The 14,295-nt window shown below is 34.9% G+C and carries 11 protein-coding genes; 6 read left to right on the forward strand and 5 right to left on the reverse strand.

All coding sequences use genetic code 11. The features are described from left to right. Positions 1–581: 581 nt before the first annotated feature. Both Q4566_RS12940 and Q4566_RS12945 read left to right on the forward strand, forming a co-directional pair. On the forward strand, positions 582–3,032 hold the full coding sequence (locus tag Q4566_RS12940; protein ID WP_303421825.1) for a TonB-dependent receptor plug domain-containing protein: 2,451 nt from the start codon (positions 582–584) through the stop codon (positions 3,030–3,032). A 17-nt stretch (positions 3,033–3,049) separates the two neighbouring features. Further along, entirely contained in the window at positions 3,050–4,426 is a 1,377-nt protein-coding gene (locus tag Q4566_RS12945) for a hypothetical protein (protein ID WP_303421827.1), read from the forward strand. Between the two features lie 157 nt (positions 4,427–4,583). Here Q4566_RS12945 and pyk read toward each other — a convergent pair whose 3' ends face one another. The 5 genes from pyk to Q4566_RS12970 form a co-directional block, all read right to left on the reverse strand. After that, on the reverse strand, positions 4,584–6,023 hold the full coding sequence (gene pyk / locus Q4566_RS12950; RefSeq protein ID WP_303421829.1) for a pyruvate kinase: 1,440 nt from the start codon (positions 6,021–6,023) through the stop codon (positions 4,584–4,586). After that, entirely contained in the window at positions 6,023–6,508 is a 486-nt protein-coding gene (locus Q4566_RS12955) for an IPExxxVDY family protein (protein WP_303421831.1), read from the reverse strand. The genes pyk and Q4566_RS12955 overlap by 1 nt, the downstream gene beginning before the upstream one ends. Before the next feature lie 118 nt (positions 6,509–6,626). Beyond that, positions 6,627–7,367, reverse strand: a complete 741-nt coding sequence (rnc, locus tag Q4566_RS12960) for a ribonuclease III (protein ID WP_303421833.1) — start codon at positions 7,365–7,367, stop codon at positions 6,627–6,629. A gap of 98 nt (positions 7,368–7,465) precedes the next feature. Beyond that, positions 7,466–8,716: a beta-ketoacyl-ACP synthase II gene (gene fabF / locus Q4566_RS12965; RefSeq protein WP_303421834.1), complete on the reverse strand. Its 1,251-nt coding sequence runs from the start codon at positions 8,714–8,716 to the stop codon at positions 7,466–7,468. A gap of 22 nt (positions 8,717–8,738) precedes the next feature. Next, entirely contained in the window at positions 8,739–8,972 is a 234-nt protein-coding gene (locus Q4566_RS12970) for an acyl carrier protein (protein WP_007647141.1), read from the reverse strand. 276 nt (positions 8,973–9,248) lie between these two features. Here Q4566_RS12970 and Q4566_RS12975 point away from each other — a divergent pair, with 276 nt between their 5' ends. The 4 genes from Q4566_RS12975 (at position 9,249) to Q4566_RS12990 (ending at position 14,065) form a co-directional block, all read left to right on the forward strand. Beyond that, entirely contained in the window at positions 9,249–9,815 is a 567-nt protein-coding gene (locus Q4566_RS12975) for a phosphoribosylglycinamide formyltransferase (protein WP_303421862.1), read from the forward strand. Positions 9,816–9,912: 97 nt separating this feature from the next. After that, complete coding sequence (locus Q4566_RS12980; RefSeq protein WP_303421864.1) at positions 9,913–10,554, forward strand: ribonuclease H family protein; 642 nt, start codon at positions 9,913–9,915, stop codon at positions 10,552–10,554. A 567-nt stretch (positions 10,555–11,121) separates the two neighbouring features. After that, positions 11,122–12,048, forward strand: a complete 927-nt coding sequence (locus Q4566_RS12985) for a PfkB family carbohydrate kinase (protein ID WP_303421866.1) — start codon at positions 11,122–11,124, stop codon at positions 12,046–12,048. Between the two features lie 118 nt (positions 12,049–12,166). Then, positions 12,167–14,065: an amidophosphoribosyltransferase gene (locus tag Q4566_RS12990; RefSeq protein WP_303421868.1), complete on the forward strand. Its 1,899-nt coding sequence runs from the start codon at positions 12,167–12,169 to the stop codon at positions 14,063–14,065. The last annotated feature ends 230 nt before the right edge of the window (positions 14,066–14,295 follow it).

Below are 14,295 nucleotides of genomic sequence, written 5' to 3' on the forward strand. Positions count from 1 at the left end.
TTTCACTAATTACCACTAATTTTTGCGTGCTACAGCTTGGCGACTTAGCATCTTGGCGAGAAATTATGTTGGTTACTGTGGAGGCCTACTCTTGATAAGTTGTTACACGGAGATACACAGAGGATTTCGCAGAGGCTCACAGAGATTTAATATTGATTATTGGTTTGCCATATAAACTGTTTAACTATAAACTGAAAATTATTACAAGAAAGAAATACAACTTTCTTCAGGAACGTCGACTCAACTTGGAACCTGAAACTTCAAACAATTCACCATCTTCTGTCTTCTGTCTTCTGTCTTCTGTCTTCTGTCTCTATAAAATTTTTCACTTTTCATTATCCAACAAACTTTTTAACATAATCCACCAAATTTTACCCAATTTCGAGCAGAATTTCCGACAGAACAAAAACATTATTAGTATTAATTCTAAATAATATTTAGATTAATTCTAATTTAACATCATAAATTTTAACACTTTCTTCAAATTTTAGCCTAAGAGTAAAATATACTCAAAAATAAAACACTTATTTGTAACTAGTCTAAATAAACATACTTTTGTTAAAATTTTTATAACGTCTGTTTTGAAAACATATTTAACATCAATATTCCTCTTATTATTTAGTCTATTTGGCTATAGCCAGAATGGTCATTTATACGGTGAAATCGCATTTAATAATGATGAGCCTGTACTTGGAGCACAAGTGGTATTAAGAGGGGGTAGCATTGAACGGATTACTTCATCGGGTATTGATGGCGAATTTGCTTTTAAAAACCTCCCTTATGGTACCTATACCATCGAAACGCATTCTTTAGAAGCTAAACCGCACACTATAGAAGCCGAAATAAATGCTGTTGAACAAACCTTAAAATATGTTTTAGAAATTACAGAGTTTCAAGATTTAGAGGAAGTTCACCTACGAACGAAAACTAAAAAAGAAAAAATAGAAGAAGGTGGTTTTGCTGTAGCTATTATAGATACAAAAGAAGCTTCTTTAAGAAATCTAACCACAAACGAACTATTAGATAGATCGGTAGGTGTTCGTATTAGGCAAAATGGAGGTATTGGATCTAATGTTGAATATAACCTAAACGGTATGTCTGGTAGCACCATTGGAATATTTATTGACGGTTTAGAACTATCAACTTACGGTCAATCCTTCAACCTTAATAATATACCAACTTCTATGATTGAGCGTATTGAGGTTTATAAAGGTGTTTTGCCTTCACATCTTACAGGAGATTACGCTGGAGGAGCCATAAATGTTGTACTAAAAAAAGACGTTTCTCAAAACAACATCAATTTAGCCACTTCTTATGGCTCATTTAACACCTTTCAATCAGATGTTGGCGTGACTCTTAGAGAGAAAAAGACAGGACTTTCTTTTAGGGGAGCAGCTTTTTATATCTATACCGACAATAGTTATGAAACTTGGGGTCGTTCAACTACTTATGTAAATCACCTAGGCCAAATTACAAGACCTTATCGAGCGAAACGATTTAATAACACTTACAAGTCTATTGGTGGCCGATTTGAAGCTGGATTTACTGATACCAAATGGGCAGATCAATTTTTTATAGGCTACAACGGATCTAGTAACTATAAGGAAATTCCTCATGGGGTTACAATGGCTGTGCCATATGTTGGTAGATTTAATGAAACCGCAGCTAAAGTCATCTTGCTAAATTACAGTAAGAAAGATTTCCTAACCGAAAATTTAGCACTAAATATTAATGGTGCACAAAGTTATCGAAATACCTTTTTACAAGATACAGTTGGAATTGCCTATAACTGGGATGGCACTATGCGAGAAGTTATTGAATATGGTGAAAGAGTTCCTCTTAAAACACTTCAAGGAGGACAACAAGGGGAAAAAACGATGCTTGATATAGACAGAAGAATTACCAATATACGATCAAATTTGGGGTATATGGTGGCTCATAGGCATCGCGTATCTCTTAATCACAAATATGAAGGCACTAAGCGAACAGACGAAGATTTATTAAACGCTATTAATCAAGATCTCGCAACAAAAAGTATTATATCACAAAATATCGTTTCGCTTAATTATGAGGCGGAAACTTTTAATAGAAAGCTAAAAACAAACCTATTAGGTAAATACATCAGCAACAGAACGAAACAAACAAAGTCCGATATCGTGGTAATAAACGAGGAAAATACTGTTGTAACAAAAGACACGCTTACCACAAACTCAAATTTCGGTTATGGAGGAACCTTATCTTTTAATGCTTTCACCGATTTTTATCTTATTGCTTCAGCAGAAAACTCATTTATAGCCCCATCGGAAAATCAATTATTTGGAGCTCCAGAAATAAACATCCTACCGAATACAAATTTAAATCCAGAACAAAATATTAATTACAATTTAGGTTTTAGATTTGGCACTTTAGAAATTGACAAACACAAATTTTCTGTTTATGCCAATGCGTTTTGGCGCAACGGATACGACAAGATTACCCAACAGGTCGTTGACGAGTCCGAAATTGAAGAAGAAGCCGATGCCGATATTCAAACTACAAGGTACGTGAACCTAGGTAAAACACAAGCCCGAGGATATGAAGCAGAACTAATTTATATTTATAATAACAGATTAAATACATCTTTTAATTTTTCAAAATTTAACAATGTATTTAAACAAGAATTAGATGAAAATGGTGATGAGCATTCTCTGTTAGGCCAACAAGTACCTAACGAACCGTTTTTTACAATAAATGCTAACATACAGTACAGATTTGATAATCTGTTTCAGAAAAAATCTATTCTTAACACCTACTATACCATAGGTTATGTAGGTGAATACTATACCGTTTGGGGCCAGCCAGAATGGTCAAAAACACCAAGCCAACTCACACATGATTTAGGAGTGAGTTACCATTTTCCTTCTCAAAATCTCATTGCCAGTATAGATGTAAAAAACCTATTTAATGCCGAAGTCTACGACAACTTTGCCATACAAAAACCAGGAAGAGGAATCTATTTCAAGTTAAATTACATAATCAATAATTTTTTATAATCAAATTAACTATTAACATGAAAAAAAATCTAATTAACATAGGAGTATTAAGTCTCATCTTAGCTTTTACTAGCTGTAGCAGTGATGATGTTCAATCGGAAGGTGAAGGAACACCACCAGAAGAGGACAGTACGCGATGGATAACCATTACAGGATCTTTCCCTGACGATAATGGAACTGGAGGGAATGGAGGTACACGTGCCTTCGCTTTAACAGAAGAAGATGCTGCAGACCCTACTTATGAACTAAACCTTTTTAAAATAGAAAACGGAAATTTTGTTGAAGGGATTGGCTTAAAATCTAGCCGTACAGCTCGTGTACAAGCTTCTGAAAATGGTGAATTTTTATACAACATCCAGTACACAGGTACTGAAGGTGGTGTATTTAATAAATATGCTGTGAACGGAGAAGCCGATTTCGAAGAAGTAGGTTACGAATTAAATACCGCTGCGATTTTAGGAACCGCACCTCGTTGGATGAAAGCTGCGGAAGGTATTGGTATTGGTGTTTACGCAAGCACATACGATGTAGAATATGAAGGAGAAGCTCCAAACTTTGACTTTATAGCTCACGATAGTGAAGTAAAAATAGCTTTATTAGATCTAGAGAATACAGCTATCACAAACACAGCTATTTTTGACTTCCCTTGGACTGACGAAGAAAGAGCTGCTGGTTATAGTGTAGGTCGTGTAGATGTGCCTATTTTAAATGAAGCCCAAACGAAACTTTTTATTGGATGTAGAGTAAGAAAATTAGATCCTACTGCTACTCCTGAATTAGATGAAGACGGTAACCCAAGCTGGCCTAGTGACGATATAAACGGGACAAAAACTTTAGTGGTAGATTTTCCATCATTAAGAAACCCTACTTATATTACGTCTACGCTTTCAACAGAAGTTAACAATGCATATCGCACCATGACACAATATATTGGTAGTGATGGACACATTTATCAAGCCACTGCTACAGGTGGTGCAGAAATTTTACGTATCAATAGCACCACTAGCGATTACGACTCAAGTTTCTATTTTAACTTAAATGACGTTTTAGGACTTACAGGAGCAAGAATTAGAGCTTGGAGATATGTAAAGGATGGTATTGGTGTTGTGTTATATACTTCTGACGATGCTGAAGGTGGATATATTGCATTAATCGATTTACACAATCCTGCTAACTCTGTTAAATTATCTACAGATGTAGAATCAGACCCAGAATTAGAAAGTACTTTGGGACAATTCCAAAACATTGGTCTTATTGGAGATATAGCATACGTTCCATTAACACCATCAGGTAAAGAAGGCGCTATTTACGTTATAAATACAGTTACAAAAGAAATAAAAAAAGGCGCGCAGTTAAAAACCATTTCAGGAAGCTATTACTTAGGAGCTTACTAAAACTTCGGTATTTTTAATATATTATTACAAAAGAGAGACTGCCTTTTCAGGCAGTCTCTCTTTTGTATATATAGAAATTAAAGCTAAAGATTAGACACAAAAAAAGGTTCCGAATATAAAACTCGGAACCTTTTTTTAATATATAAAGACTATTAATTTAAGCCTTATTCTTAATTTCAGTAACACGTAAGGTGTTTACCATCCCTTTCTCTTGAATTGGCATAGCGGCTAAACTAATAACCATATCACCGGCTTCTAAATAACCTTTTTCACAAGCTATAGCGTTAACATCTTCAATAGTATCATCTGTACTAACAAATTTATCGTAGTAAAACGCACGAACACCCCAAAGTAAACTTAGGCGGGTTAACAATTGTTTATTTGATGTAAATACTAAAATGTGACATGAAGGTCTCCAAGCCGAAATTTGAAAGGCTGTATAACCACTATTGGTTAACGTAGAAATGGCCTGAGCACTGATTTCATTGGCCATATTAGCCGCGTGATAACAAATTGATTTTGTAATGTAACGGTTTGTACGAATATGCGGAGGCAATTGAGGCACTTGAATTAAAGCAGAGTTTTCTACACTTTTTAAAATGTCAGACATTTTTCTAATAACCTCAACTGGATATTGTCCAACAGAAGTTTCTCCTGAAAGCATTACCGCATCGGCACCATCCATTACAGAGTTGGCAACATCATTTACTTCAGCACGTGTTGGAGTTAAACTATCAATCATAGTTTCCATCATTTGCGTAGCGATAATAACTGGAATTCTGGCTTTTTTAGCACGTAATACCAATTGCTTTTGGATAAGTGGCACTTCCTCTGCAGGAATTTCTACACCCAGATCACCACGAGCTACCATTAAACCATCACAGTGTGCAACAATTTTATCGATATTTTCAATAGCCTCTGGCTTTTCAATTTTAGCTATAATTGGAATTTTTTCATCGGTATGTTCAGCAATTAAATCACTCAACTGCATTAAATCTTCTGCATGACGCACAAACGATAATGCAATCCAATCTACTTTTAAACTAATTGCAAAAATAGCATCCTCGATATCCTTCTTAGTTAAAGCAGGTTGAGAAATATTGGTATTAGGAAGGTTTACTCCTTTTTTAGATTTTAAAGGTCCACCTTGAATCACTTTAGTTTTTACTTCAGATTTATTATCGGTAGAAACAACTTCAAAAAGTAATTTACCATCGTCTAAAAGTACGCGTTCGCCTGGTTTAGCATCTTGAGGAAATGTTTTATATGTCATATAAACACGATCCCTAGTTCCTACAAAACGTTCACCTGTAGCAAATGTGATTTCATCACCTGGTTTCACTACAACACCATCTTCCATAACGCCTACACGAAGTTTTGGCCCTTGTAAATCGGCAAGAATAGAAGCGGTAAAACCATATTCTTCATTTAAATCACGAATCATTTGAACACGTTCTGCAACGTCTTTATAATCGGCGTGAGAAAAATTTATTCTGAATACGTTTGCTCCTTCTTCAAGCATACGCTTTAAAACTTCTTTAGAGCTTGTAGCAGGTCCTAGGGTAGCTACTATTTTGGTCTTTTTTGTTGTTGCCATTAGTTAAAAATTAAATTGTCTTTAGATTTCAATATGCTGGAATCAATACTGTAAGCCGTTGCAATTTGAGGTATTTTTAAAATATGATCTAAAATATACTTCGTTTTACTTGAACTAAATTCGCTTTCTATTTTTAAAAGAAAGTTTACAGTTTTATATTCTGGCAATAAATGAAATGTTTTTATTATTTTTTCTTGAGTGTCGAATAATGTTTCAAAATTCCGACTTTGAAACGCCTCGATTTTACAAATATTAGAGACTAAACTCCATGTTATTAATTGCTTTTCATCTTCCCATTGGTAAATGGAATATTTAGCTTGACTGTTGCTGTAATCTAAATCTTCTTTTCTTCTTTTAAGCGTAATCCCTAAACTTTGGTTTATAAGATATGCTAAACGATAATCTTCAAGCCTACAGTGTATACCTATTAAGGTATATGCTGTTTCCTCAAAAGCATCATCTAAAACAAATTTTTGAACAGCCATAACTTACATTCAAACTTCACAAAGATAATATTATATCATAGCGAAATGAAAATATTGCCCATTGTTAACAATAAACATTACTAAAACGTTGTAGTTTGATCTTAATAAAAATAAATGGTTAAATCATTTTAGACATGGTACTCTGAAATGCAAAAAAGGCCCGTTTTGAGGCTTTTTCTTCAGCCTTTTTCTTTGAAGTTGCTCGCGCTTTCGCTACCACTTTGTCGTCTATGGATAACTTTACTGAAAAATGACGTAGTTCATCATTCCCAGTATCATCATAAACATTATAATTGAAAGTCTTTTTTTCCTTCTGGCACCACTCGATTAATAAACTCTTATAGCTAATTACCTTACCTTCTAAAGTTTCAATATCGACGTGCGGTATAATAACACGTTTGGTTATAAATTTTTCACAATATTTATAACCACGATCTAAGAAGATAGCCCCTATTAAAGCTTCGAATAAATTACCGTGGATATTATCACCAAATTGGCCTGCAGGAATTTTACTTTCTACTAAATCGATAAGTTTAAGTTCTCTACCCAATTCATTTAAATGCTCTCTACTTACTATTTTAGAACGCATTTTTGTAAGGTAACCTTCATCGCCTCCAGGTACTTCAAGATATAAATGTGAGGCAATTACCGAACTTAACATGGCATCACCAAGAAACTCTAAACGCTCGTAGTTGAAAGCGTTTCCTTTACCATCTTTGATATTCATGGATCGATGCGTAAAAGCTCTTCTATAATGCTTAATTTCTTTAGGCTTAACGCCAAGAATCTCAGTTAATCGCATAAAAAAATTCCCGTTGCGTTTAAAACGGGAATTTAATATGTTGCGAATACTTTTCATCTGAGATCTAATATACTATTTTAATGTCAGATGTAATAAACCATGTTTCATTTTACTGTAAAAATTAATTTATCGTTATGGTTTATTGCATTCGGGATTTAATCTATCTTTTTGAATACTACACAAGCGTTGTGACCGCCAAATCCAAATGTATTACTCATTGCTACTTTTACGTCGCGTTTTTGTGCCTTATTCAAGGTTAAATTTAATTCAGGATCAATTTTATCATCTACAGTTGTATGATTAATGGTTGGCGGTACAATACCGTTTTCCATAGCCAAAATAACCGATATCGCTTCAATCGCTCCAGCAGCACCTAATAAGTGACCTGTCATTGATTTTGTTGAATTGATATTTATAGATTTCGCATGATCACCAAAAACCTCTGAAATGGCTTTAAGCTCTGCAACATCACCTAGTGGTGTAGATGTACCATGTGTATTAATATGGTCAACATCTTCAGGTTTTAAACCTGCGTTGTGCAAACAATTTTTCATTACTGCTATAACACCAATACCATCTGGATGTGGCGCTGTCATATGATGCGCATCAGAAGACAAACCGCCCCCAATAAACTCAGCATATATTTTAGCTCCTCTAGCTTTTGCATGTTCATATTCTTCTAGAATAAGTGCTCCCGCACCTTCACCTAAAACAAAACCATCACGTGTTCCATCAAATGGACGAGAAGCTGTTTCTGGGCTTTCATTTCTAGTTGATAAAGCATGCATGGCATTAAAACCACCCATTCCTGCAATAGTAACTGCTGCTTCACTACCTCCGGTAACAACCACATCTGTATGTCCTAAACGTATAGAGTTTAAGGCATCAAACATAGCGTTAGCTGAAGAAGCACAGGCAGAAACCGTTGTATAATTAGGCCCCATAAAACCATGTTTTATAGAGATGTTTCCTGGTGCAATATCAGCAATCATTTTAGGAATAAAGAAAGGGTTAAACCTTGGTGTTCCATCTCCAGAAGCGAAGTTTAAAACTTCATTCTGAAAAGTTTCTAAACCACCAATTCCTGCACCCCATATCACACCAACACGTAATTTATCGACAGTATCTAGATCTAATTTAGAGTCTTCAATGGCCTCGTCTGCAGCTACCATAGCGTATTGTGCAAACCTGTCCATTTTTCTAGCCTCTTTTCGATCTATAAAATCGGTAACGTTAAAGTCCTTCAATTCGCAAGCGAATTTTGTTTTGAACTTTTCGGTGTCATAATACGTTATAGGCGCAGCCCCACTTTTTCCACTCACTAGGCCATCCCAATATTCATCTTTGGTATTTCCTATTGGTGTTAAAGCTCCTAATCCTGTGACTACAACTCGCTTTAATTCCATAAAGTATTTTGCTTGTTATTGCTTATTTTGCTGCTTCTATGTAAGAAATAGCTTGACCAACTGTTGCGATGTTTTCAGCTTGATCGTCTGGTATTTGAATATCGAATTCTTTTTCGAATTCCATAATTAATTCTACAGTATCTAAAGAGTCTGCTCCTAAATCGTTTGTGAAGCTAGCTTCAGTAACAACTTCGTTCTCATCTACTCCTAATTTGTCTACGATAATCGCTTTTACTCTTGATGCAATGTCTGACATAACTTTTAATTTTAAAATTTTAATTTAGGCTGCAAAAATAAAAAACTTTATTTTTAAAACACGTCTTTAGTTTAAAAATGTGTCTGTAATTTACTAAAATTACTTTTAAGTATTTATATAATCGCTTCTAATTGTTAATAATTATTCTTTTTTTTGCCGCAACAAATATAAGTCTATAAGTCTGTAATCAACCTGAACTTCTTAAATAATTAACAAGAATTCTCCTAAATTGAAGCTCAAAACCGTTTACAGCAACTTTAAAACACCTTATAATAGATGAAACGTATTGTAATTTTTGCATCAGGAAGTGGCTCAAATGCCGAAAATATAATCAGGTTTTTCGAAAACAGCAATACAGCTTCAGTGGTTCAGGTACTCACCAATAATCCGCAAGCGAAAGTATTAGATCGCGCTAAAAACTTAAAAGTAAGCGCATTTTCATTCAATAGAGTAGCCATTACAAAAACTGACGACGTTCTTAACCTATTAAAGGCGTCAAAACCTGACTTGATTGTACTCGCAGGATATCTTTGGAAATTCCCAGATAACATTTTAAATGCATTTCCGAACAAAGTTATCAATGTACACCCTGCGCTATTACCTAAATTTGGAGGAAAAGGCATGTACGGCATGAACGTTCATCAAGCGATTGTAGAAAATAAGGAGACAGAAACAGGCATTACCATTCATTATGTGAATGAGCATTATGATGAAGGCGCTATCATTTTTCAAGCGAAATGTAAGGTCGAATCTACTGATTCTGCTGATGATGTGGCTTCAAAAATTCATGAATTGGAAATGGAACACTTCCCGAAGGTGGTGGAAGAATTGTTGAAGAAATAGAGCAAGTGTACTATAATAATCAGTGAGAATCTGTGAAATCTGTGCCTAGAATACAACTTAAATTCATGAGATTTCCGCCTTCGCGGAAATGAAAAAAATGGCAAAACCTAAAAAGAAATATTACGCCGTTTGGAAAGGCCACAAAACAGGAGTTTTCGACTCTTGGAGCACTTGCAAATCTTTAATTAAAGATTATCAAGGTGCCCAATACAAATCATTTCCAACTTTTGAAGCTGCAAAAAAAGCCCTAGACGGTAATTATTTTGATTATGTTGGAAAGAACAAATCTTTTAAAAGCGGATTAAGTTCTGAACAACTCAAAAAAATAGGCCAACCCAATTATAATTCAATTTCAGTTGATGCCGCTTCTAGCGGAAACCCAGGCATCATGGAATACCGTGGCGTAGACACCAAAACCAAGAAACAGCTTTTTATCCAAGGGCCTTTTGAACAAGGCACCAACAATATAGGTGAATTTCTCGCACTTGTTCACGGTTTAGCTTTGCTGAAAAAAAACAACAGCAGCCGTATTATGTACACCGATTCTAGAACAGCCATGAGTTGGGTGAAAAAGAAAACCTGCAACACCAAACTAGAACGCAACGCCAAAAACAAACCCGTTTTCGACTTAGTAGACCGTGCTGTAGACTGGCTAAAAAACAATACTTACGACACAACTATCGTAAAATGGGAAACCAAAGCATGGGGTGAAATTCCTGCCGATTTCGGAAGAAAATAACATTCACGAAGACAATCATTTATTGGTGGTTTCGCGGTATAAGCAGATTTAACTTTATTGGAAACAATCAGAATTATAGGGGATTGAAAAAAACTTAATCTATACTTAATTTTTTGTATCTTTAAATTATGAATAAGATATGGTATAACGATAGAGACTTAATGCAACAGCTAGCAATAATTCCACCTGTTTTGTTGTATGGGCTGTATTTTTCCAAAGCATTTAAAAATTATGAAAAGTCAATTTTTGTTTTATTCTATGTATTTCTATTTCTCTCTTTTATTATAATATTTCATTAATCTCTTCATAAACAATATTTTCAAGAAGGCTTACGGTTAACAACTATGGCCGCCTTTGGTTGTGACTATAAATAACCTTAATTATATTCCCTACCATATTTTTCAACTATTTTATTCAAAAACAAGCTAACCCGTTAACTGTCAATACCAACATTCATCACCTCCAAAGTAGATTACTCTCCCAAACTGAGTGCCTTTTGCCCTAAATATAATCGTTCGAATAGGCAAAAAGACTTATATTTGCACAAAAATTATCAGGTCTCCTTATATGAGTAAATTAGTAATTGTTGGCACAGTAGCTTTTGACGCTATTGAAACGCCTTTCGGGAAAACCGATAAAATTCTAGGTGGCGCCGCAACTTTTATTGGTCTTGCTGCCTCTTATTTTAACATTGATGCTGCTGCAGTTTCTATTGTTGGTGGCGATTTTCCTCAGGAATATTTAGATTTATTAGCAAACAAAAAGATCGACATTTCTGGTGTTGAAATCGTTAAAGATGGTAAAACCTTCTTTTGGAGTGGACGCTATCATAACGACATGAATTCTCGTGATACTTTAATCACAGAATTAAACACCCTTGCAGATTTTAACCCTGTAGTTCCAGAAGATTATAAAGATGCCGAAGTGGTTATGTTAGGAAACTTACATCCTATCGTCCAATCAAGTGTTTTAGATCAAATGACAGCCAAACCTAAAATGGTTATTTTAGATACCATGAACTTTTGGATGGATTGCGCGTTAGATGACTTATTAAACGTTATTAAACGTGTAGACGTGATCACTATTAACGATGAAGAAGCCAGACAATTAACTGGTGAATACTCGTTATTAGTTGCAGCAGAGAAAATTCAAACGATGGGACCAAAATATGTGGTGATTAAAAAAGGCGAGCACGGTGCTTTATTATTTCATAAAGACCAAGCATTCTATGCGCCTGCCCTACCATTAAAAGAAGTATTTGATCCAACTGGTGCTGGCGATACTTTTGCAGGTGGTTTTGCTGGACATTTGGCAAAAACCAACGATTTTTCTTTTGAAAACATGAAACAAGCTGTGATTTATGGTTCAACTTTAGCATCTTTTTGTGTTGAGAAGTTTGGAACCGAACGCACACAAAATTTATCGAATGAAGAAGTTCATGAACGACTGCTTCAGTTTAAGAAGTTAACACAATTTGATATAGAATTAGCATAAAACAACGCGCTCGTAAAAGAGTGCGTTTTTAATTATAAACCTTTTAGAATTCAGCATAATTCAAAAATTCAGTAAAAACAAAACCTGAATTGACGAATAAAGCGAAAACATTTATATTATGAGTGATGCCTTAAAACACGAATGTGGAATAGCTGTTATCCGACTTTTAAAACCTTTAGAATATTATAAAGAAAAGTATGGCAGCGCATTTTATGGGGTAAATAAAATGTATTTAATGATGGAAAAACAGCACAACCGTGGTCAAGACGGTGCTGGTCTTGCAAGCATCAAACTAGATACAAAACCTGGAGAACGCTACATTAGTAGAGTACGTTCTATAGCACAACAACCTATTCAAGACATTTTTGCTCAAATTAACGAACGTGTTAATAACGAGTTTAAAGCACATCCTGAATATATGGATGATGTTGCTGCACAGAAAAAGAACATCCCATACATTGGTGAGGTTTTATTAGGACATGTACGCTATGGTACCTTTGGAAAAAATAGTGTTGAAAGTGTACATCCTTTTTTAAGACAAAACAACTGGATGCACCGTAATTTAATTATGGCTGGAAACTTTAACATGACCAATGTTAAGGAACTTTTCGCTAACCTTATTGAATTAGGTCAGCACCCAAAAGAATACACCGACACCATTACTATAATGGAGAAAATTGGTCATTTCTTAGATGATGAAGTGAGCAAAATCTATAAAGAACTCAAAAAAGAAGGCTACAATAAACAACAAGCCTCTCCTCAAATTGCCGAACGTTTAAAAGTGGCTAAGATTTTAAGACGTGCAGCAAAAAACTGGGATGGCGGATATGCGATGGCAGGGCTTATTGGTCATGGTGATGCCTTTGTTTTAAGAGATCCAGCAGGCATTCGTCCAGCCTATTATTACCAAGATGACGAAGTTGTAGTTGTTGCATCAGAGCGTCCTGTAATCCAAACCGTTTTCAATGTAGACTTTGACAATGTAAAAGAATTAGACCCAGGACAAGCTATCATTATTAAAAAATCTGGCGAAGTTCGATTCAAAAAAATATTAGAACCTTTAGAAAGAAAATCATGTTCTTTTGAGCGTATTTATTTCTCTAGAGGATCGGATGCTGAAATCTATCAAGAGCGTAAAAAATTAGGTAAATTATTAATGCCTAAGGTTCTTGAGGCTATTGACAACGATACGAAAAATACCGTATTCTCATACATTCCTAATACCGCTGAAACCTCATTTTTCGGAATGATTGAAACCGCTGAAGCTTACATTAACGAACGTAAAACTGATGCCATTCTAAATGGCCAACGTTCATTATCGGCCGCCAAAGTAACCGAGATTTTATCGGAACGTGCTCGTGTTGAAAAAATCGCTATTAAAGATGTTAAACTAAGAACTTTTATTACTGAAGACAGCAGTAGAGACGACTTAGTAGCGCACGTTTACGATGTGACTTATGGAGTTATCAAGCCAAATGATAATTTGGTTATTATTGACGATAGTATTGTTAGAGGAACCACTTTAAAGAAAAGTATCCTTAAAATGCTTGACCGTTTAAAACCTAAAAAGATTATTGTAGTATCTTCTGCACCTCAAATTCGTTACCCGGATTGTTATGGTATCGATATGGCAAGGTTGGAAGATTTAATTGCCTTTAGAGCGGCTTTAGAACTACTTAAAGACCAAGGTAAATACGATATTGTTAAGGAAGTTTACGAAAAGTGTATCACACAAACAGAGTTGGCAGATAAACATGTTCAGAATTTTGTAAAAGAAATTTACGATCCGTTTACAGACGAGCAAATTTCAGATAAAATTTCAGAATTATTAAGTGATGAAAGCGTAAATGCTGAAGTTAAAATTATTTTCCAACCTGTTGAGAACCTGCATAAAGCTTGCCCTGAACATTTAGGAGATTGGTACTTTACAGGAAACTATCCAACCGTTGGAGGTAATCGCGTGGTAAACAGAGCTTTTATTAACTTTTTTGAAGGAAATAGAGAACGTGCTTATTAATAAATTGAAAAAATAAACCCATAGGCTAAAGCCTACTTTTATACATTTCATCGCACAAAAAAACATTTAATCTTATAAATTTACCGTTCGTCTAATAAATATATAAGTTACAGGAATTACCTATAAATTGGTAAGACCATAACATAAGTAGGTTAAGTTCATGGTAGATTTGGGGCAAAAAAGGTGGACATCTGTTCACCTTTTTTATGCGCTATACTTTCCTATCATAA

Origin of the sequence: Tamlana sp. 2_MG-2023 (assembly GCF_030548465.1) — a bacterium.
Classification (GTDB): Bacteria; Bacteroidota; Bacteroidia; order Flavobacteriales; family Flavobacteriaceae; genus Pseudotamlana.

Coding starts and splice junctions, on each gene's coding strand:
- Q4566_RS12945 (WP_303421827.1), top strand. CDS start 3,050: ATGAAAAAAAATCTAATTAACATAGGAGTATTAAGTCTCATCTTAGCT.
- pyk (WP_303421829.1), bottom strand. CDS start 6,023: ATGGCAACAACAAAAAAGACCAAAATAGTAGCTACCCTAGGACCTGCT.
- Q4566_RS12955 (WP_303421831.1), bottom strand. CDS start 6,508: ATGGCTGTTCAAAAATTTGTTTTAGATGATGCTTTTGAGGAAACAGCA.
- rnc (WP_303421833.1), bottom strand. CDS start 7,367: ATGAAAAGTATTCGCAACATATTAAATTCCCGTTTTAAACGCAACGGG.
- fabF (WP_303421834.1), bottom strand. CDS start 8,716: ATGGAATTAAAGCGAGTTGTAGTCACAGGATTAGGAGCTTTAACACCA.
- Q4566_RS12970 (WP_007647141.1), bottom strand. CDS start 8,972: ATGTCAGACATTGCATCAAGAGTAAAAGCGATTATCGTAGACAAATTA.
- Q4566_RS12975 (WP_303421862.1), top strand. CDS start 9,249: ATGAAACGTATTGTAATTTTTGCATCAGGAAGTGGCTCAAATGCCGAA.
- Q4566_RS12980 (WP_303421864.1), top strand. CDS start 9,913: ATGGCAAAACCTAAAAAGAAATATTACGCCGTTTGGAAAGGCCACAAA.
- Q4566_RS12985 (WP_303421866.1), top strand. CDS start 11,122: ATGAGTAAATTAGTAATTGTTGGCACAGTAGCTTTTGACGCTATTGAA.
- Q4566_RS12990 (WP_303421868.1), top strand. CDS start 12,167: ATGAGTGATGCCTTAAAACACGAATGTGGAATAGCTGTTATCCGACTT.